Genomic DNA, 19,928 nt, shown 5'->3' with positions numbered 1-19,928 from the left:
CGCGCTCGCCGCCTTCTTCGGCGGCCGCCTGGGCGCGCCGAAGCCCGCGAGCCTGCCGGGCGCCTACGAGACCCGGCGCGTCTGAGCGGCCGCGGCCCGGTCCCGGATCGTTCGGCCCCGGATCGTTCGGCCGCTTACCCCCCCCTCGGCGCCCGCCACCGTGCGGGGGCCGTCCACCCCGGCGGGCGGAACCTGCCCGACCGGACATCCTGACCCCGACCCCAACCCCCAAGGAGCGCACGCGATGAGCAGCACGACCGACAAGATCAAGGGCCTGGCCAACGAGGCGGTGGGCAACGTCAAGCAGGCGGCCGGCAAGGCGACCGGCAACGACAAGCTGGTGGCCGAGGGCAAGGCGCAGGAGCTGAAGGGCGAGGCGCAGAAGACGGTGGGCGACGTCAAGGACGGCGCCAAAAACCTCGCCGACAAGATCACCGGCAAGCACTGACCCCATCCCGCGGCGCCGGCCCGGCCGGCGCCGCCCCCAAGCGGGGTTCCATCCACCCGACACCAGGAGAGCTGCATGAACCGCGACCAGATCAGCGGCGCGTCCCGCCACCTCAAGGGCCGCGCCCAGACCGCCCTGGGCGGCCTGACCGGTGACCCGGCCCGCCAAGTGCGCGGCGCCGTGAACCAAGTGGCCGGCGGCGCCCAGTACGCCTATGGCCGCGTCCGCGACCGCGCCGAGGACCTCGCGGAGGACGGCCGCCATCTGGCCGAGGCCGCCTGGACACGGGCCGACCACCTGATCGACGAGGGCCGCGACCGCGCCCGGGACGTGCGCCGCCGCGGCGCGGATTACGGCCGGCAGGCGATCCGCACGGCCGAGGCCAACCGCACCAACACCCTGCTGGGTCTGGCCGCCCTCGCCTTCGCGGCGGGCTGGCTCGTCCGCAGCGCCCGCTGACGGAGACTCCGCCGATGCTGCGCAAGCTCCTGACGGCCTTCATCGTGCCGAAGCTCATCGCCTATCTCGGGCGCCGCTACGACCGGCGCCGGGGCACCGGCCGCCCCTACTGAGGCCCGGATCGGCGCCCCGGGATCGCTATCCCGGGGCCTTCCAGATGCCGGCGGCGATCCGGGTCGTCTCGACCAGCGCCGCGTGGAGCGCCGCGTCGCCGTCGTGGCGGCCGGCGCGGATCGCCGCGACCAGGTCGGCGGGCGTGCCGGCACCGTCGAGCGCCCGCTCCCAGGCCTCGGTCGCGGCGCCCGCCTGCGCGATCTCCCGCATGACGAGGCCCATCGCGTTGGCGGCCATCAGCAGGACGTAGCGCTGGCGCCCCGACAAAGCCGGGGCGACCTCGTCGAGGAGGCTCTGCCGGGCGACCGCCAGCAGGGCGGCGCCCGCGGGCGCATCCGGGAAGGCGTCGCTCATCGGGCTCCCCATCGTTCCGGCGCGGTCTCGCGCAGGATCGCGGCCTCCAGTTCGGGCGCCATCCGGCCGGTCAGCGCCAGCTCCAGCGACGTCTCCTGGCCCGAGTCGTGGCGGTGGCCCTGCTCCAGGGCGATCACCGCCCAGCGCAGATGCGCCATGACCTCCCAGTAGCGGACGGCCTCCGGATCGATCCCACGCCCGCTCTCGGCCTCGTAGCCGCGATAGAAGGCGGCGCGCGGGGCGATGCCGCCGGCCTCCAGATCGGGCCGGCCGAACCGCCAGCAGGCGGCGCAGAACCAGCCGAGATCCTGGACCGGATCGCCCCAGCCGGCGAATTCCCAGTCGAGGATCGCGGTCAGGCCCTCGGCATCGACCATGTAGTTGCCAGTGCGGAAGTCGCGGTGGACCAGGACCGGCTCGGGACAGGGCGGCGCGTGGAGCTCGGCCCAGCGCAGGCCCCATTCGAGGGCCGGGCGCACGGCGCCGATCCCGTCGAGATTCGCCCGGAGCGTGCGGATCTCGGCCAAGGCCGGGTCCGGCTCGGGCACCCCGAGGAAGGCAAGGTCGTCCGCCGGGGCGCCGGGGCTGCCTGCCCGCAGGATGCCGTGCGTCCGGGCGAGTTCCCGCCCGAGCTGCTCGGCGAGCGCCGCGCGGTCGCCGCCGAGGCTCGTATCCTTCACCACCCGCGGCCCCAGCCCGACGCCGGAGACGAGCCCCATCAGCGCGAAGGGCGCCCCGACCACGCTCGGATCCGCGCAGAACCCGACCGGCTCGGGCACCCGCACGCCGGCCGCGAAGGCCGCGCGCATGATGTGGAACTCCTCCGACCGCGACCGGCTCGACGCGATGGTGGCCGGCGCGTCCTTGCGCAGGACGAAGCCCCGCTCGCCGCCATCGACCCGGCAGCGCAGCATCCAGTTCTCCTGGATCGAGCCGCCGGTCAGCGGCCGGATGTCGTCGAGGGTGACCGTCCCGGCCTCCAGGGTCCGGCCGATCCAGGCGCAGAGCGCCGTCCTCTGATCTGCGTCCAGCATCGGGCTCAGGGCCGCGTCACGGGATGCGCTCGACCGCCATGGCGATGCCCTGGCCGCCGCCGATGCACATGGTCACGAGCCCGTAGCGGCCGCCGGTCCGGGCCAGCTCGTAGAGGGCCTTCACGGTGATGATCGCCCCCGTGGCGCCGATCGGATGGCCGAGGGCGATGGCGCCGCCGTTCGGGTTGACCTTGTCGGGATCGAGGTCGAGTTCGCGGGAGACCGCGCAGGCCTGCGCCGCGAAGGCCTCATTCGACTCGATGACGTCGAAATCGCCCGCCCGCAGGCCGGTCCGCTCGAGCAGACGCCGCACCGCCGGCACCGGGCCCATGCCCATCTCGGACGGGTCCACGCCCGCATGGGCATAGCCGACGATCCGGGCGAGCGGCGTCGCGCCGTCGCGTTCGGCCCGCGCGGCGCTGGACAGGACGAGGGCCGCGGCACCGTCGTTCAGGCCCGAGGCGTTGCCGGCTGTGACGCTGCCGGTCTTGGAGAAGGCCGGGCGGAGCTTGGCGAGGTCCTCGGCGCTCGTGGCCTTCGGGTGCTCGTCGGTGTCGAAGGCCACCGTCTCGCGCTTGCGCTGCACCGCGATCGGCAGGATCTGGTCGCGGAACCGGCCCTCGCGGATCGCCCGCGCGGCGCGGGCCTGGCTCTCGGCCGCGAAGGCGTCCTGCACGGCGCGGGGGACGGCGTAGCGCGCGGCGACGTTCTCGGCGGTGACGCCCATGTGGCCGTTGCCGAACGGGTCGGTCAGCGCGCCGAGCATGTAGTCGACGAGCACGGCGTCGCCCATGCGCGACCCGGTCCGCCCGGTGGTCAGGAGGTGGGGCGCGCGGCTCATGCTCTCGGCGCCGCCGGCCAGGGCCGTCTCGGCGTCGCCGAGCAGGATGGATTGCGCGGCCGAGACGATCGCCTGCAGGCCGCTGCCGCAGAGGCGGTTGACCGTCATGGCCGGCACCTCCTTGGGAATCCCGCCCTCCATGGCGGCGACGCGGGCGATGTAGGCGTCCCGCGGCTCGGTCGGGATGACGTTGCCGAGAACCACGTGGCCGACCGCCTCGGGCGCAGTCCCGGCGCGGCGCAGCGCCTCCGCGACGCAGCGGGCGGCGAGGACCGAGGGGGGCGTTCCGGCCAGCGCGCCGCCGAACGTGCCGATGGCGGTGCGCACCGCCCCTGTGATCACGACATCGGTCATACTCTCGGCCTCCATGCCTTACGCGGCCGCGCGGCGGACAGGATAGCGGACGGGACCGCCGACAGCCCGGACGGGGCCGCGCTCACGCCCCGACCTCCCACGACCAGAAGGCGTCGCCCTCGGCCTCGAGGTTGCGGTTGAGCACCATCTTGTGGACCTCGTCGGCCCCGTCCACGAGGCGGGCCTGCCGGGCGTAGCGGTAGATCCACTCGAGGGGCGTGTCGGTGGAGTAGCCCCGCGCGCCGTTGATCTGGATCGCCGTGTCGGCGGCCGCGTGCAGGAGGTTGGCCACGTGCACCTTGGCCATCGACACCTCCTTGCGGGCGAAGCTGCCCCGGTCGAGGGCCCAGGCGGCCTTCATCACCAGGAGGCGCCCGATCTCGATCCGCATGGCGAGGTCGCCCAGCATCAGCTGGATGCTCTCCCGGTCGGCCAGCCGGATCCCGAAGCCGTGCCGCTCGGCCGCGTAGGCCCGGGCGATCTCGACGCAGCGCTTCGACAGGCCCAGCCAGCGCATGCAATGGGTCAGCCGCGCCGGGCCGAGGCGGATCTGGGTGAGCTTCAGACCGTCGCCCTCGGTCATCAGGACGTTCTCGGCCGGGATCTCCAGGCCCTCGAACAGCAGCTCGCAATGGCCGCCATGCTCCTCCGGGCCCATGATCGGGATGCGGCGCAGGATCCGCCAGCCGGGCTGGTCCCTGTGGAACAGGAAGGCGGTCAGGCCCTTCCGCGCGTCGTCCGAGGTGCGCGCCATCAGGATGAAGTGCGCGGCCTCCTCGGCACCGGTGATGTACCACTTGCGGCCGGTGACCACGTAGCGGTCGCCCCGCCGCTCGGCCCGGGTCTGGATCATGCCGGGATCGGAGCCGCCGCCGGGATGGGGCTCGGTCATGGCGAAGGCCGAGCGGACCCGGCCCTCGACGATCGGGGCGAGCCAGCGCTGTTTCTGCGCCGGGGTCGCCACCTTCTCCAGCACCATCATGTTGCCGTCGTCGGGCGCGGCGGAGTTGAACACGACCGGCCCGAAGATCGAGCGGTTCATGGCCTCGTAGCAGACCGCCATGCCGACCTTGTCGAGACCGGCGCCGCCGGTCTCGGGCCGCAGCTGGAGGCACCACAGGCCCTCCGCGCGGGCGAGGCCGCGCAGCCGGGCCAGTTCCGTGAGGTTGATGTTGCCGTGGCCGTCGTAGGCGGCCGGATCGGCCTCCAGCGGCAGGATGTGCGTGTCCACGAAGGCCGCGATCCGGTCGCGGTAATCCGCGACGTGCGGGGAGATGGTGAAATCCACGGGCCCACCTCCTGGGTCGGTGCCGGCGATAAAAATCGAGCGAGCGCTCGCTTTTTATCGCCTGGATTCGCGCCTGGCAACGGGCTAGACCGCGGGAGCCGCTCCCGGCCGTCGCCCCGGCGGGCTCGCGCGATGATGGAGCGACGATGGATCGATGAGTCCCGCAGACGCTCCCCCGGCCGCCCTCGCGAGCGCCCTTCCGGCGAAGGACGCCTACGCGATCGAGGCGATCTGCGCGCGGATCCTGGCGCGGCACCGGGACCGGATCAGCGTCCGCAAGGACCACGTCGCCGTCGCCAACCTCGCCCGGATCATCGAGGCGGTGCTGAAGCTGTCGAGCCGTCAGGGCTTCCACGAGACGAGCCTGCGCGACCTCGCCCAGGCCTCCGGCCTCAGCATGGGCGGGCTCTACTCGTACTTCGACAACAAGAACACGCTGCTGGTGATGATCCTCACCGAGGTGGCCGAGACGGCCGAGGCGGCCCTGCGGCAGGCCCCGGCGGGGCTCGCGGCGGATCCGGCCGCGCATCTGCGCTGGCTGATCGAGACCCATATCCGCCTGACCGAGGCGATGCAGCCCTGGTTCGTCTTCGCCTTCATGGAGGCGAAGGGGTTCCCGGCCCCCGCCCGGACGATGGCGACCGAGAGCGAGGCCGCCACGGAGCGCATCTTCGCCGAGGTCCTCGCCCGCGGCGTGGCGGCAGGCGTCTTCAGGATCGCGGATGTCGATCTCACCGCCGCGCTGATCAAGCCGCTCCTGCAGGATTGGTACGTGAAGCGGGCCAAGCACCGGAAGCGCGGCATCCCGATCCAGCGCTACATCGACGGCGTCATCGGTTTCGTCGAGGCGGCGATCGCGGCGCCCTGACCGCGCCCGCGGCGACGCCGCGAACATCCCCTGGTCGAGGCCGCCGCGCGCGATTATGCCGGATCCGGAGCATTCCGGAGCGCGAGGGGCATGGCCGGACCGATCAGGCGCCGCGCGGGCGGGCCCGAGGCCGCCGGGGCCGACGACCCGCTGAGCGGACTCGCGCCGCTGCTGCGCGTGCGGCCGCACCTGGACGACGTCTGCCGCTTCGGCGGCGCCTGGGCCGCCCCGCACGCGCCGGACCCGGCGGGACAGGCGTATTTCCACCTCGTCACCCGCGGCCGGGCGACGCTGCGGCGGCCCGGGGGCGAGACGCTGCAGGTCGCGGCCGGGGACATCCTGCTCCTGCCGCGCGGCGACGCCCACACGCTCCACGGGCCGGGGCCGCTGCCCGCCACGCGCCTGCCCGTCGCGGTCCGCCACGCGCACACGCTGCGGTTCAAGACCACCGTCGGGGCCGAACCGGAGGTCGAGCTGATCTGCGGCCGCCTGGCCTTCGAGGCGGCGCCCCAGACTCTGATCGTCACCGCCCTGCCCGACCTCATGGTCTTGAGCGTCGGCGCGCAGCCGCTGGCCACCCGCTTCGCGCCGCTGCTGGCGGGCATCCGCGAGGAGCTGAACCACATCCGCGCCGGGTCGGTCGCGGTCGCCGAGAATCTCGCGAGCGCGCTGTTCATGATGATGCTGCGCGCGCATCTCGAGGCCTCGGCCCCGGCCGAGGGCCTGCTGCGCCTCCTGGGGCAACCGCTCACCGCCCGGGCGGTGCTCGCGATGGTGCGCGATCCCGTGCATGCCTGGACGCTGGACGAGCTGGCCTCCCTGGCCGCCGCCTCGCGGGCGAGCCTGGTGCGGGCCTTCCGCGGGGCCGCGGGCGTCGCCCCGCTGGAATTCCTCACCGACCTGCGGCTCGGGCTGGCCCATCACCGCCTGCGCACCGAGGCGGTCTCCCTCGACCGCCTCGCCGCGGAGGTCGGCTACCAGTCCGCGGCCGCCCTCAGCCGGGCGTTCCTGCGCAAATACGGGGTCCGGCCCGGTCACGCCCGGCAGGCCGAGGTCGCCGCAAGCGCGGGGTGATCCGCGCGGTCATCAGGCTGCGCCGCGCGGTCATCGTGGGCGCGGCCGGCCCCGATTACCTTCCTCGTCATCACGAAGGAGGTCGTCATGCACATGATCGATTGGAACACCTACCGCCAGCAGGTCACGGCCGGCGTCGGACACTTCGCCAAGCTCAGCCCCGACACGGTGCGGGGCTACGGCACCCTCAGCACGGCGGGCCAGAAGACCGGCCAGCTCGACGCCAAGACCCGCGAGCTGATCGCGGTGGCGGTGGCGATCGCCCTGCGCTGCGACGGCTGTATCGCGGTCCACACCGACGCCGCCCGCACGCTCGGCGCCACCGAGGCCGAGCTGGCCGAGGCCCTCGGGGTCGCCACCAGCCTCAATGCCGGAGCCGCCATCGTCTACGCGACCCGCGCGCTCGACGCCTTCGCGGCCTCGGCCGAGGCGTAGCCCCTCCCCCCAACCCGGTTGAGCAAAGGCATCGTGTCATGAATACGCAGATTCGTCGCGTCCTCGGCCTCGTCTCCGGGCCGGCCTCGAACCGCCTCGGCCTCCAGGCCATGCGGGTCGCCATCGCGGTCATCTTCCTCTGGATCGGCGCGCTGAAATTCGTGCCCTACGAGGCCGACAGCATCACGCCCTTCGTCGCCAACAGCCCGGTGATGGCGTTCTTCTACGCCCACCCCGACCAGTACGCGCAGCACCTCACCCACGAGGGCGAGCTGAATCTCGCCGCCCGCGCCTGGCAGACGGCCAACCACACCTACGCGTTCTCGCAAGGCCTGGGCACGGTCGAGCTGCTGATCGGCCTGCTCGTCCTCGTCGGCCTCGTGTCGCGGCGGCTCGGCATGGCCGGGGCGGTGCTGGCCTTCCTCACCCCGGTGGTGACCCTGTCGTTCCTCGTCACCACGCCCGAGGCCTGGGTGGGCGCGCTGGGCGATGCCCAGCACGGCTTCCCCTACCTGTCGGGCGCCGGACGCCTCGTCCTCAAGGACGTCACCCTCATGGCCGGCGCCTGGCTCGTCCTCGCCGACAGCGCCCGCGCCGTCCTCGAACAGACCGCCCGGGCGCCCCGCGCCTCCGCCCGCCTCGACCTCGCGGGAAGCCGCTAGGAGGCCAGGGCGCGGCCGGACGGCAGCGCCTCGATCACGGCCCGCAGCCCGCCGATGTCGTCGAGGACGGCATCGGCGGATGTCGCGTCGTCCGGACGCCCGTAGCCGTAGCGGGCCAGGATGGCGGCGGTGCCGGCCGCGCGGGCCGCCGCGATGTCGTGGTGCATGTCGCCGACCATGACGGCACGCCCCGGCTCGACCCGCAGGCGGCGCAGGGCCTCCCGGAGCGGCGCGGGATCGGGCTTGCGCTGGGGCAGCGTATCGCCGCCCACCACCGTGTCGATCAGCGGCGCCAACCCCACCGAATCCAGGATCAGGCCGGTGGCGCGGGCCGGCTTGTTGGTGACGATCGCCAGGGCGAAGCCCGCCGCCCGGAGCGCGCGGACCGCCCCGGCGGCGCCGGGGAACAGGGCGGTGCCGGCGGCCGCGATCGGCTCGTACACGGCCAGGAAGTCCGGCAGCAGGTCCGGCGCCCGATCCGGGTCGCCGCCCGAGGCGAGCAGGGCGCGCCTCAGCAGCGCCGGAGCGCCGTCGCCCACCATCGCCCGCATCGCGGCGGCCGCGACCGGCGGCAGGCCCTCCCGCGCCAGGATCGCGTTCAGGGCCGTCCGGAGATCGGCCAGGCTGTCGACGAGGGTGCCGTCGAGATCGAGGAGAACGGCGTCGAAACGCGACCGGGCCGCAGGCAAGGGTCTTCTCCGCGTCGATGACGGGCCGCCGCGGGACGCCGACGCTTCGGTCTCGGGCAGGCGCTTCCTAGCGGGCCGGGGGCTACTGGGCCAGGGTGCGCAGCTCGCCCCGTGCGAGGCCGAGGAGCGTCCGGGCCAGCAGCCAGAGGATCACCGCGGTGGCGAGGCCGAGGAGGGCCAGGGCGAGGCCGTCGGTGAGAAGGCCCGGCTGCGCCGTCGCCACCCGCAGGGCGGTGACCGCGGCCGCCGCCAGGGGGAAGCTCACCGCCCACCACGCGACGCGGAACGGGCAGGTGCGGCCGAGGCGGGCGAGCTTCGGCAGCAGCACGGCGAGCAGGAACAGGGTGAGCGCGTAGAGCGCCTCGGCGAACAGGTCGATCGTGCCGGTGGTCGCCACATAGGCCGAGAACCCGACCGCGAAGGGCGCGACGAGGATCAGCAGCGACGGCTGGAGCGCCGTCGGCATCGGCTCCTCGAACAGGAGCCGCGACAGGATCAGGGTGAAGAGCGGCACCGCGAAGAACAGGCCGACGGCGAGCCCGAACACCATCACGGCGGGCATCGGCGGCAGGCCGAGACCCGGGAGGGCGAGCGGCACGTCGAGGAGGCCGACCACGGGCACGATCCAGGCGGGCGTCGCGTGGGCGGCGTGCTGGCGGGCGCTCAGCCAGCGGGTCACGATCAGCCACGCGAACACCGCCATGCCGAGGGCGCCGCAGACCCACAGACCCTGCGCCAGGGGGAGGCTCACCCGCGCCAGGGGAATCGGCAGGAGCAGCAGGCTGATGAGCGGCGTGCCGAACAGGTTGCCGACGATGGGGTGCCGGAACTCGCCGGCCACCGCCTGCGGGGCGAGGATCGCCTTCACGGCGTAGCCCGCCAGAAGCGCCACGAAGGCCGCGCAGGCCATCATGCCGAGGAGGGAGCCGATCCAGGCCGGCGTGCCGTAACGGCCCCCGGCGAGGGTCCAGGCGACGCCGAGGCCGGTCAGCCCCATGACGGCGGCGAACAGGCCGATCGGCAGCGCCTCGAACTGGCGCCAGCCCCCCGGCGCCGGGGGTGCCTGCGGTGCCCGGTGGGCGGTCAGTGCAGCCTCGGTGGTCTGCGCGCTGTCCTCAGCCCGGACGACCTCCAGCATCACTGTCCTCCCCAACCCGGCGGCCGATCAGCCGAGACCATAGCGCGCGGCCGGCCTGCTGCGGGAGAGATTCGGGCCCAGATGCAGGCGGGCGGCCTCGAAGGCGTTCCAGTCGTCCGTCTCGGGCAGGGACGGGATCGTGACCGGCTCGCCCGCGTCGAGCCCGGCGAGGGCCGCGGCCACGAGATCCCGCGCCTCCATGATCATCGCGGCGGGGATCCGGCCGATATCGGCCCCCGCCCGTTCGAACAGCTCCGTGCGGGTGATGCCCGGCAGCACCGCCTGCAGGCGCACGCCCCGGGGACCGAGTTCGGCGGCGAGTCCCTGGGTGAGCGCCAGCACGTAGGCCTTGCTGGCCGCATAGACCGCGTTGAAGCGCTCGGGGAGCAGGGCGACCACCGACGCCACGTTGACGATGGTGCCTTCGCCGCGCGCGGCGAAGGCGGCGGCCGCCGCCAGCGTCAGGTGCTGCAAGGCCGTCACGTTGAGGGCGACCATGGGGTCGTAGCCCTCCGCCGGCCCGGGGAGGACCGGCCCCATCGGGCCGAGGCCGGCGCAGTTCACCAGGAGGCGCAGCTCCGCATCCGCCGCGAGGCGCTCGGCCACCGCCGCGCGATCCGAAGGCCGGGTCAGGTCGGCGGGCAGGACCGCGACCGTCACGCCGGATTCGCCGCCGAGGCGGTCGGCGAGCGCCGCCAGCCGGGCCGCGTCGCGGGCCACGAGGACGAGACCGTGCCCCCTGGCCGCCAGCTGGGCGGCGTATTCCGCGCCGATCCCCGACGACGCGCCGGTCACCAGGGCCTTTCCGTGAGCCTGTGTCATCGTGGATGTCCCGTCGTCGGCCGTCGGACGCTCAGACGGCGCCGAGCTTGGTGTTGGCCACCGGGAGCGCCCGGATCCGCTGGCCAGTCAGCGCCGCGATGGCGTTGAGGATTGCGGGCGGGACGCCCGGCAGGCCCGGCTCGCCGACGCCGCCCATCGGCGCGCCGCTCTCGACGATGCGCACGTGGACGGCCGGCATGTGCTCCCGCCGCAGGATCGGGTAGGTGTCGTAGTTCTGCGACTGGCGCACGCCGTCCCGGTAGACGATCTGCTCGAACAGGACCGAGGACAGGCCGAGCGCCGCCGCCGACTCGACCTGCGCCTTGACGATCGCCGGGTTGACGATGCTGCCCGGATCGAACGCGATCCAGAGGTTGTGGACCCGCGCCTCGCCACCCTCCACCGAGACCTCGGCGATCGTGGCCGTCTCCGACCCGAAGGGCGAGGCCATCGCGACGCCGCGGGCGCGCAGGCCGCCCTCGGCCCGGTAAGGTCCGCGCTGCCAGCCGCCCGACATCTCGGCCACCGCCGTCAGCAAAGCGCGGTGTCGGGCGCTGCCCTTGAGGAGCGCCATGCGCAGCGCGAAGGGATCCTGCCCGCCCGCCTGCGCGACCTCGTCGAGGAAGCTCTCGTAGAACGCGTCGTTCATCGAGTGTCCGACGGAGCGCCAGAAGGCGATGTTCACGGGATGCGCGACCTTCGTGAAGGTCATGCGCCGGTTCGGGATCGCGTAGGGCTTCTCGACGATGCCCTCGACCGCCGAGGGGTCGACGGGCGTCTTCATCAGCATGCCGAAGTAGCGGCCGATCGGCCCCTCGCCGACCGTGCGCACCGCGATGGCGGTCGGCTGGCCCGCTTCGTCGAGGGCCGCCCGGAACCGGCTGAAGCTCAGGGGCCGGAGCGCGTCGCGGCTGAACTCCTCCTCCCGCGACCACAGGACCTTCACGGGACGGCCGGTCGCCTTGGCCAGCAGGATCGCCTGCGGGAACGGGTTGCCGGCATCGTAGGTGAAGTGCCGCCCGAAGAAGCCGCCGAGCATCGGCGAGTGGATGCGGACCCTGGCGGGCTCCAGCCCGGCGACCTTGGCCGACACGGCCTGGAACACCTCCGGCATCTGGTTCGGCAGCCAGACATCGAGGGTGCCGTCGCCGTTGAACCGCGCGATGGCGGAGGGCGGCTCGAGCTGCGCGTGGGCGAGGTAGGGGGCCTCGTACGCCGCCTCGACCACCTTGGCGGCCCTGGCGAAGGCGCCCGTCACGTCGCCCTCTTCCTCGGCGACGTGGCCGGGATCGGCCGAGCCTTTCAGCGCGCCGAGCATGCCCGCGGAGGAGAAATCGGCCGCGACCGTGTCGAGGCCGCTGGGCTTGGCCGCCGACCAGCCCACCTGCAGCGCCTCGACGGCCTTGCGGGCGCGCCACCAGCTGTCGGCGGTGACCGCCACGGCACCCGGCAGGCGGTGCACCGCGTGCACCCCCGGCATCGCCTTGACCTCGGCCTCGTTCTTCAGCGTCTCCGGCTCGGTCCCGAGCCGCGGCGCGTGCTGCACGGCAGCGTAGAGCATGCCGTCGACCTTCTGGTCGATCGCGTAGACCGCCCGGCCGGTCGCCTTGTCCCGCACGTCGATCCGCGGCACCGGCTGGCGGATGTAGCGGAAGGTCTTGGGATCGCGCAGCGGAACGGCTTCGTTCGGCTTCAGCTTGAGCGCGTCGGCCGCCAGTTCGCCGTAGGCCAGGGACCGGTTCGTGGCCGCGTGCAGCACGATTCCGTCCCGGGTGGTGAGTTCGCCGTCCCCGACCTTGAGCCGGGACGCGGCGGCGCGGATCATCAGGTCGCGGGCGGTCGCGCCGAGGCGCCGCATGACGTCGTAGCTCGACCGGGTCGAGAAGCTGCCGCCGGTCATGCGGATGCCGTTCACGACGGCGTAGTCGGGACCGGGCGGCGCGCATTCCACCACGAAGCGGGACGGCGGCACGTCGAGTTCCTCGCCGACGATCTGGGCGAGGCCGGTGGCGATGCCCTGGCCGCCCTCGACGAAGGGGCTCAGCAGCTTGATGGTCCCGTCCGGATGGATCTCCAGGAAGGCGGCGACCCGGGTGCCGGGCTTGGGCGCGAGGGCGCCCGCGCCCTCCGCGGGGCCCTGCGCCTCCGCCCGGGCGGCGCGGACCGGCAGGATCGCGCTGAGCACCAGGGCGCCGCCGGCCGCCGCGAGGAGGCCGCGGCGGGAGGGTTCCGGGCGGTGCTGCGGCGCCTCGGTGGCGGGATCGACGAGGGCGATGCCGTGATGGGCGGGATCGAGGAGCTGGTCCATGGCGGCGTCCTCAGGCGGCGGCCTGCCGCACGGCGGCGGCGATGGCGTTGTAGGTCCCGCACCGGCACAGGTTGGTCATCGCCTCGGCGATCTCGGAATCGGAGGGCCGAGGCGTCTGCTTGAGGAGGGCCGTGGCGGCCATGACCTGGCCCGACTGGCAGTAGCCGCATTGCGGCACCTGCCCGGAGATCCAGGCCGCGACGACCTTCCGGCCGACGGGATCCTGCTCGATCGCCTCGATGGTGGTCACGGCCTGGCTGCCGACGCTCTCCAGCGGCACCTGGCAGGACCGCGTCGCCTGCCCGTCGAGGAGCACCGTGCAGGCGCCGCACTGGGCGATGCCGCAGCCGTACTTGGTGCCGGTCATGCCGAGCGTGTCGCGCAGGACGAAGAGCAGCGGCGTGTCGGGCTCGGCCTCGACCGCGTGCGGACGGCCGTTGATCGTCAGATTCACCATGGCCGTTTTCCTCCGAGGATCGGCTGAGCCCCCCGGCCATGCTTACGGTCGCCCCCCGGGGCGGCCTACGTCATAAAAGCCTCGTTTCCGGCCATGGCCGCGCGCATTCAGGCAACCGCGAGGGGCCCGGCCACCCGGCGGATCGCCTGCGGCACCGTCCCGTGGACCCGGAGGAACGCGCGGCGCATCCGCTCGCGGTTGGCGAAGCCGGCCTCCTGGGCGATCGCCTCGATGGGCAGGCGGCTCTCTTCCAGCATCAGCTTGGCGGCCTCGACGCGGAGCGTCTCGATGGCCTTGGCGGGCGAGAGTCCGGTCTCGGCCCGGAACAGCCGGGTGAACTGGCGCGGGCTGAGGCAGGCCACGGCGGCGAGGTCCTCGGTGGTGAGCGGCAGCCGCAGGTTCCGGCGCGCATGGGCGAGGACGCTCTGGATCCGGTCCGTGGGCGGATCCACCTCCAGCAGCGCCGAGTGCTGCGCCTGACCGCCGGCCCGGCGGCGCTCCATCACCAGCCCGCGGGCGACGCGGTTGGCGAGGTCGCGGCCGTGGTCGCGCTCCACCATGCCGACCGCGAGGTCGATCGCCGCCGACATGCCCGCCGAGGTCCAGATGTTGTCGTCGGCGATGTAGATCTTGTCGATGTCGAGCCGCGCGGCGGGATAGCGCTCGCGGAACTGGGCGGCGAAGTTCCAGTGGGTCGTGGCGCGGCGCCCGTCGAGCAGCCCGGCATCGGCCAGGACGAAGGAGCCCAGGCACAGGCCGGCGATCCGGCGCGTGGCCCGGGCCGCGGCCCGGAGATAGCGGGCGAGGCCCGGCGTCGTCGCCGGAAGCTCGACCCCGGCCGCGACCAGGATCGTGTCGAAGGCGCCCGGCGCGCCGAGGGGCTCGGTGGCGATGTCGGGGCCGAGCCCCGCGCGCACCCGGCCGCCCTGCTCGGCGAGCAGGCGGACGTCGTAGATGGCGGCCCCCGCGTATCGGTTGGCCAGCACGAACGGCGAGGTCACCGCCAGGGCCATGAAATCGAAACCGGGACAGACCACGAGGCCGATCCTCCGCGCCACAGTCATGGACGAGACCGCTCCGTTTCGCAGGCGGCCAACATCAGGCCACGGCCGCGCCGGGACAAGAGTCACGGCCGGAAAGGAGGCATCCGCGTCCGGATGCGGAGGCTCTCCCGCGGCCCTAGCGCGGCCCGGTTCCGGCCGGCTTCCGCTCGGAGCAGGTGACGGGCTTGGCCGACCCGGCGGTCCAGGTGACCGACTGCCCCTTGCCCCGCAGCTCGTGCGTGGCGTCGGCGTAGCGGAACCCCGATCCGCTCAGCTGCACCGGCAGGGTGACCGCGACGCCATTGCCCGGCCGGACGACCGCCTGCTCCGGCCCCGCGGCGTTCAGGAACGTGACGGCCAGCATCTGTCCGTCCGGACAGGCGAAGGTCACGTCGATCGTCTCGGCTTGCCCGGGTCCGGCGGCCACGAACACGCCGCCGAGGATCGCCAGCCACGCGGCGCGGATACGGGTTGTCATCGACCTCTTCCCAGCCTCTTCCCAGCCTCACCCGCAGCCCCGTCGCGGCCGCGGCGGCGATCATCGCCGGGATGCGGCGGTCGGGCAATCGGGCAGACGATCCGGGCGACCGGCGCGGGCCCGGGGACCGGCATCCGGTCACCCCGGTTCGGCCGAGTATTGGATATCGCAGATGAAGTCTTCGAAGGATAAAAATCCTTGAAAAAGGGCAATCCGGCTCGCTATTGGGCCACATCGGAGAAAAGCGATTGAGAATCCGGCCGGTCGGCGGGCGGAGCGTCTGCGAATTGCCGTGGCGGGGCGGGCGGGGACGACCATCCTCCCTGCCCGCCCCTTAAATCTCTCCTTAATGAAAGGAAAATAGTAATACGGAAATCGCGCAGCCGCAGCCTCAATGAAACGCCCGGAACATCCGCTCTCGATATTGATCGCGACGCTGACCACATCGGCCCGTGGTCTGACCGCCGTGCGTCAGCTCACGGAGCTGCAGAAACAGGTCCCGACCCTCTACGGGCTGCTCTCGGTCAATGCCGGTGCGCTCGCCGTGACGCATTACGGTCTGGCGCCGGCTGTCCTGACGCTCGGCATTCCGGGGGCCGTGATCGCGCTGTGCCTGGTGCGCGCGGTGCACTGGTTGCGCCTGCGGCCCGAGACGTTGAGCGAGGCGCAGGCCGCCCGTCATCTGCGGCGGACCACGGTGCTCACGGTCTTCTTCTCGGTCGCCTTCGTGATCTGGGCGATGGTCCTGAACAGGTTCGGCGGCCCCTACGAGCAGGGGCACGTGGCGATCTTCGTGGCCGTCACGGTGATCGCCTGCATCTTCTGCCTGACCCACCTGCCGGTCGCGGCCTTCCTGGTGACCGGGATCGTCATGGGCGTGTTCCTGTTCTGCTGCGTGACGAGCGGGAACAACGTCTTCCTCGCCATCGCCGTCAACACGGCCTTCGTGACGGCGGTGATGGTCCGCATCCTCAACACCAATTACCGGGCCTTCGTCGACCTCGTCGCGTCCCAGGCCATGGCGAGCGAACTCTCCGAGGAGAATGCGCGCCTCGCCCAGACCGACAGCCTGACCGGCCTGCCCAACCGGCGCTACTTCTTCCAGCAGCTCGACGCGGCGATCCGGTCGCCTTCCGATGCGGACCCGCCCTTCGCCCTGGCCATCTTCGACCTCGACCGCTTCAAGCCGATCAACGACACCTACGGGCACAATGTCGGCGACCGCGTCCTGGCGGAGGCCGGCCGGCGCCTCGCGGGCTTCGCGAGCGCCGAGGTGGTGGTGACGCGGCTGGGGGGCGACGAGTTCGGCGTGCTCCTGCGCGCGCCGGATTCGGCCGCGGCGGCGCTCACCGTCTGCGACGGCATCTGCACGGCGCTCCAGCAGCCGATCTGGATCGGCGACATCCAGGTCGTCACGGGCTGCTCGGGCGGGCTCGCCCTGCCCTGCCGGATCACGCACGACGCCGACGCCCTGTTCGACCGCGCCGACTACGCGCTCTACCATTCGAAGGAGCAGCGGCGCGGCGCGACGACCCTGTTCTCGCAGGAGCACAAGGACGCGATCCGCGCCGAGCAGGCGGTGGAGACCGCCCTGCGGACGGCCGATCTCGCCGCCGAGATGGGGCTGCATTATCAGCCGATCCTCGACACGGCGACGGGCCGGATCGCCCTCGTGGAGGGTCTGGCGCGCTGGACGAACCCGTCGCTGGGCTCCGTCCCCCCGGACCGGTTCATCGCGGCCGCCGAGCGCTGCGGCATGATCCACACGGTGACGCTCCTGCTCCTGCGCAAGGCGCTCGCGGATTGTGCGCAGCTGCCGCCCGGGACCGGCCTGTCCTTCAACCTCTCCGCCCACGACCTCGCCTCGCCGGAGACCGTCCTGGCGATCCTGGCTGCGGTGCAGGGCAGCGGCCTCGACCCGCGCCGCCTGACGCTCGAACTCACCGAGACCGCGCTGATGCGCGACTTCGATCACGCCAAGGCGGCCATCACCACGCTGCGCAGCCTCGGCATCAAGATCGCCCTCGACGATTTCGGCACGGGCTATTCGAGCCTGGGCTACGTCCACCGTCTGCCGCTGGACAAGATCAAGATCGACCGCAGCTTCATTGCCGACATCGAGACGGATCGGGGCCGCAGCCTGGTCTCCACGATCCTGGATCTGTGCCGCAACCTCGGTCTCGACGGGATCGTCGAGGGGATCGAGACGCAGGCTCAGCTGGACGTGGTGCGGCGGCACGGCAGCCGCTACGTCCAGGGCTATCACATCGGCCGGCCGATGCCCCTCGCCGACCTGCTCCGGCGGCTGGAGCGCGACGCCGTCGCGGTGCGCCGCAGGGCCTGACGAGCGCCTGAGGCGCACCGCGCTCAGACCCGCCGGATGTTCCAGAGGATCGGGAAGCCCGGGAGGCGGCCCGTGAGGTTGCGCCGGTAGGAGGTCATCGACCGGTAGGAACCGACCGGCACGAACACGACCTCGTCGAGGGCGATCCGCTGCATGTCGGCGCAGATCGCCTTGCGCGTTCCCGCGTCGGAGGCCGCGAACCACGCGGCGCGCAGCGCCTCCAGCCGCGGCACCGACGGCCAGCCGAACCACGCGTTCGGCCCGTTGGCCCGAAGCGGCTGGAGGGCGGCGGGATCGGCGTTGTCGAAGGACGAGAAGGTGGTGAGCAGCACCGACCAGCCGCCCTTCTCGACGGGCTCGCGGGAGACGCGCCGCTGGATCACCGTGCCCCAGTCACTCAGGGCGACGTCGACGTTGAAGCCGATGCGGGGGAGCAGGTCGGCCGCGACCTGGGTCAGCGCCGCCGGCGCCAGCAGGTCCGTGGGTCCGATCAGCCGGATCTTCGCCCCGTCGTAGCCCGAGGCCTTGAGCGCCGCCCGGGCCGCCTCCAGGCTGCGCGGGCCGGTGAGCACGTCCATGCCGGCCTCGGTCGCCATCGGCGTGCCCGGCGTGAAGATCCCGCAGCGGTCGTCGTAGGCGGCCGGATCGTCGCCGGCGATCGCCGCCATGAAGTCGCTCTGGATGATCGCCGGCAGCACCGCCCGGCGCACCGCGACGTCGTCGAAGGGCGGCTGCAGGTGGTTCATCCGCAAAATCGCCGGGTTGGTGAGCCGGTCGAGGCCCTCGACCACGATGTCCCGGTTGCGGGCGAGCAGCTGCTGGAGTTCGGGCGGCGGCTGCTCGTACCAGTCGATCTCGCCGTTCTGCAGCGCCGCCGCCGCGGTGGCGCCGTCGGCGATGATCCGCCACTCGATCCGGTCGAAATGCGCGACCTTGCCGCCGGCGGTCAGGCTCGGGGCGCCCGGCGCCGGCACGTAGCCGGGATGGCGCTCGTAGACCATCAGGCTGCCCGAGTTGAACTCGTCGGCCTTCCAGCGGAACGGCCCGGAGCCGGTGGCGTCGGTGATCTGCTTGTACGGATCAGTTTGGGCGATCCGCTCGGGCATGACGAAGGCCGGCTGGCTGACGCTCGCCAGCGCCTGCGGCAGGAGCGGGAACGGCGCCTTCAGGCGGAACACGATGTCGGTGTCGCCGTCGGTCCCGAGCTCGTCGGTGGCGGCCATCAGGGTCTGGCCGAAGCCGTTGCGTGCCGCCCAGCGCCGGATGCTGGCGACGCAGTCCCGCGCCAGGACCGGCGTGCCGTCGTGGAAGCGCAGGCCCTCGCGCAACGAGATCGTCACCCGGCGTCCGTCCTGCTCGACCCTGAGGCCGGCCGCCATCTGCGGCTGCGGCCGCAGCTCGGCGTCGAGGCCGAACAGCGTGTCGTAGACCACGTAGGCGTGGTTGCGGGTCACGATCGCCGTCGTCCAGATCGGATCGATGGAGGTGACGTTCGCCTGGGGGACCATGCGCAGGACCCGGGCGCCCTGCGCCCGCCCGACGGCCGGCGCCGCCAGGGCCGCGGCCCCCGCGGCGAGGAAGGTGCGTCGCCTCATCGTCACTCCCCGAACGGTGGACCTCCGCGTCGCAAGCGCCGGACCAGGGGGCGCCCCGCCTCAGCTCAGCGCGACGGCGAAGCCCCGCTGCACGGCGGGGCGCTCCATCATCCGGTCGTACCAGCGCCGGACCTGCGGGTAATCGGCGAGGTCGACCTGATGGCGCTCGTGGCGCCACGCCCAGCCGAGGATCGCGAAATCCGCCACCGAGAGCGGCCCCGCCACGTACGCGACCTGCGCGAGGCGCCGGTCCAGCACGCCGTAGAGCCGGTGCGTCTCCTTGCTGTAGCGGGCGAGCCCGTAGGCGCGGTCGGCCTCGGCGACGGTCAGGAAGTGGTGAACCTGACCGGGCATGGGCCCGAAGCCGCCCATCTGCCACATCAGCCATTCCAGGGCGGCGACGCGCTGCCGCCGATCCTCGGGCAGGAAGCGGCCGGTCTTCTCGGCGAGGTAGAGGAGGATCGCCCCGGACTCGAAGACCGAGATCGGGGACCCGTCCGGCCCGTCCGGGTCGACGAGGGCGGGGATGCGGTTGTTCGGGCTGATCGCCAGGAAGTCCGGCGCGTGCTGCGCCCCCTGGGTGATGTCGACCGGGATGACCCGGTAGGGCAGCGCCATCTCCTCAAGCGCCACGCTGATCTTCCGGCCGTTGGGGGTGTTCCAGGCGTAGAGATCGATCATCGCGGGCGCCTCCGCTGCGCGGAGGGAAGCTAGGGCCGGCGGTGGAGTCCGGCAATTCGGACGGCCCGGGCGACGCCGCCCTCCGTCATCCCCGGGCCGCGCGGCGAAGCCCGGGCTCGCCGTCCGGCGACCCGGCATGACGGCCGGGGATCACCGGCGCTCATGCGGCGACCGGGGCCGGCTCGGGCTCCGGCAGGCCCAGATGCCGGTAGGCGTGTCGTGTGAGGACGCGGCCGCGGGGGGTGCGCTGCACGAAGCCGCGCTGGATGAGGTAGGGCTCGATGATGTCCTCGATCGCGTCCCGCGGCTCCGACAGAGCCGCCCCGATCGTCTCGATCCCCACGGGTCCGCCCCCGAACGCGCGCGCGATCAGGCTCAGGTACTTGCGGTCCATCACGTCGAGCCCGGCCCCGTCGACGTCCAGCAGCTGCAGCGCCCGGTC

At 73.0% G+C, this 19,928-nt stretch carries 21 protein-coding genes; 7 read left to right on the top strand and 14 right to left on the bottom strand.

Going from position 1 to position 19,928, the window contains the following annotated elements; translation table 11 throughout:
• Positions 1–244 precede the first annotated feature (244 nt).
• Together BLT59_RS29430 and BLT59_RS29425 are read left to right on the top strand one after the other, a co-directional pair.
• Entirely contained in the window at positions 245–448 is a 204-nt protein-coding gene (locus BLT59_RS29430; RefSeq protein ID WP_091789524.1) for a CsbD family protein, read from the top strand.
• 75 nt (positions 449–523) lie between these two features.
• Positions 524–907, top strand: coding sequence for a CsbD family protein (locus BLT59_RS29425; protein WP_091789521.1), 384 nt, complete (start codon positions 524–526; stop codon positions 905–907).
• A gap of 138 nt (positions 908–1,045) precedes the next feature.
• Here BLT59_RS29425 and BLT59_RS29420 read toward each other — a convergent pair whose 3' ends face one another.
• From BLT59_RS29420 to BLT59_RS29405, 4 genes are all read right to left on the bottom strand, one after another.
• Positions 1,046–1,375 carry a DUF6285 domain-containing protein gene (locus BLT59_RS29420; protein WP_091789518.1) on the bottom strand — a complete coding sequence of 110 codons (330 nt, stop codon included), beginning with the start codon at positions 1,373–1,375 and terminating at the stop codon, positions 1,046–1,048.
• Entirely contained in the window at positions 1,372–2,409 is a 1,038-nt protein-coding gene (locus BLT59_RS29415; RefSeq protein ID WP_091789515.1) for a phosphotransferase family protein, read from the bottom strand. The genes BLT59_RS29420 and BLT59_RS29415 overlap by 4 nt, the downstream gene beginning before the upstream one ends.
• Before the next feature lie 16 nt (positions 2,410–2,425).
• Positions 2,426–3,604: a beta-ketothiolase BktB gene (bktB, locus tag BLT59_RS29410; protein WP_091789512.1), complete on the bottom strand. Its 1,179-nt coding sequence runs from the start codon at positions 3,602–3,604 to the stop codon at positions 2,426–2,428.
• A gap of 82 nt (positions 3,605–3,686) precedes the next feature.
• Positions 3,687–4,892, bottom strand: a complete 1,206-nt coding sequence (locus BLT59_RS29405) for an acyl-CoA dehydrogenase family protein (protein WP_091789509.1) — start codon at positions 4,890–4,892, stop codon at positions 3,687–3,689.
• A 154-nt stretch (positions 4,893–5,046) separates the two neighbouring features.
• Here BLT59_RS29405 and BLT59_RS29400 point away from each other — a divergent pair, with 154 nt between their 5' ends.
• The 4 genes from BLT59_RS29400 (at position 5,047) to rclC (ending at position 7,931) form a co-directional block, all read left to right on the top strand.
• Positions 5,047–5,760 (top strand): TetR/AcrR family transcriptional regulator, encoded by a 714-nt coding sequence (locus tag BLT59_RS29400; RefSeq protein WP_091789506.1) that lies wholly within the window; start codon positions 5,047–5,049, stop codon positions 5,758–5,760.
• 90 nt (positions 5,761–5,850) lie between these two features.
• Complete coding sequence (locus tag BLT59_RS29395) at positions 5,851–6,834, top strand: AraC family transcriptional regulator (protein WP_091789503.1); 984 nt, start codon at positions 5,851–5,853, stop codon at positions 6,832–6,834.
• An 87-nt stretch (positions 6,835–6,921) separates the two neighbouring features.
• Positions 6,922–7,269 (top strand): carboxymuconolactone decarboxylase family protein, encoded by a 348-nt coding sequence (locus BLT59_RS29390; RefSeq protein WP_091789500.1) that lies wholly within the window; start codon positions 6,922–6,924, stop codon positions 7,267–7,269.
• 38 nt (positions 7,270–7,307) lie between these two features.
• Positions 7,308–7,931, top strand: coding sequence for a reactive chlorine resistance membrane protein RclC (gene rclC / locus BLT59_RS29385; protein ID WP_091789497.1), 624 nt, complete (start codon positions 7,308–7,310; stop codon positions 7,929–7,931).
• Here rclC and gph read toward each other — a convergent pair.
• The 7 genes from gph to BLT59_RS29350 form a co-directional block, all read right to left on the bottom strand.
• Positions 7,928–8,620: a phosphoglycolate phosphatase gene (gene gph, locus BLT59_RS29380; protein ID WP_091789494.1), complete on the bottom strand. Its 693-nt coding sequence runs from the start codon at positions 8,618–8,620 to the stop codon at positions 7,928–7,930. The genes rclC and gph overlap by 4 nt on opposite strands.
• 82 nt (positions 8,621–8,702) lie before the next feature.
• Entirely contained in the window at positions 8,703–9,758 is a 1,056-nt protein-coding gene (locus BLT59_RS29375; RefSeq protein WP_091789491.1) for an SLAC1 anion channel family protein, read from the bottom strand.
• 27 nt (positions 9,759–9,785) lie between these two features.
• Complete coding sequence (locus tag BLT59_RS29370; RefSeq protein WP_091789488.1) at positions 9,786–10,580, bottom strand: SDR family NAD(P)-dependent oxidoreductase; 795 nt, start codon at positions 10,578–10,580, stop codon at positions 9,786–9,788.
• Between the two features lie 31 nt (positions 10,581–10,611).
• On the bottom strand, positions 10,612–12,888 hold the full coding sequence (locus tag BLT59_RS29365; protein ID WP_091789485.1) for a xanthine dehydrogenase family protein molybdopterin-binding subunit: 2,277 nt from the start codon (positions 12,886–12,888) through the stop codon (positions 10,612–10,614).
• Positions 12,889–12,898: 10 nt separating this feature from the next.
• Entirely contained in the window at positions 12,899–13,345 is a 447-nt protein-coding gene (locus tag BLT59_RS29360; RefSeq protein WP_091789482.1) for a (2Fe-2S)-binding protein, read from the bottom strand.
• Between the two features lie 107 nt (positions 13,346–13,452).
• Positions 13,453–14,409, bottom strand: coding sequence for a GlxA family transcriptional regulator (locus BLT59_RS29355; RefSeq protein WP_091789478.1), 957 nt, complete (start codon positions 14,407–14,409; stop codon positions 13,453–13,455).
• A 115-nt stretch (positions 14,410–14,524) separates the two neighbouring features.
• Positions 14,525–14,866, bottom strand: coding sequence for an MliC family protein (locus BLT59_RS29350; protein ID WP_091789476.1), 342 nt, complete (start codon positions 14,864–14,866; stop codon positions 14,525–14,527).
• Positions 14,867–15,260: 394 nt separating this feature from the next.
• Between BLT59_RS29350 and BLT59_RS29345 the strand changes: the two genes are divergently transcribed.
• Entirely contained in the window at positions 15,261–17,210 is a 1,950-nt protein-coding gene (locus BLT59_RS29345) for a putative bifunctional diguanylate cyclase/phosphodiesterase (protein ID WP_091789473.1), read from the top strand.
• Between the two features lie 23 nt (positions 17,211–17,233).
• Here the strand turns inward: BLT59_RS29345 and BLT59_RS29340 are convergent, their stop codons facing one another.
• The 3 genes from BLT59_RS29340 to BLT59_RS29330 all read right to left on the bottom strand — a co-directional run.
• Positions 17,234–18,805, bottom strand: coding sequence for an ABC transporter substrate-binding protein (locus BLT59_RS29340; RefSeq protein ID WP_091789470.1), 1,572 nt, complete (start codon positions 18,803–18,805; stop codon positions 17,234–17,236).
• Between the two features lie 60 nt (positions 18,806–18,865).
• A complete protein-coding gene (locus tag BLT59_RS29335) occupies positions 18,866–19,486 on the bottom strand; it encodes a glutathione S-transferase N-terminal domain-containing protein (RefSeq protein WP_091789467.1) in 621 nt (206 codons plus the stop codon).
• 160 nt (positions 19,487–19,646) lie between these two features.
• Positions 19,647–19,928 (bottom strand): Holliday junction DNA helicase RuvB C-terminal domain-containing protein (locus BLT59_RS29330; protein WP_280141100.1); only part of this gene is annotated, 282 nt, incomplete at its 5' end.

Origin of the sequence: Methylobacterium sp. UNC378MF, from assembly GCF_900103195.1 — a bacterium.
Classification (GTDB): domain Bacteria; phylum Pseudomonadota; class Alphaproteobacteria; order Rhizobiales; family Beijerinckiaceae; genus Methylobacterium.
This window is presented reverse-complemented; position numbering and strand designations above follow the sequence as displayed.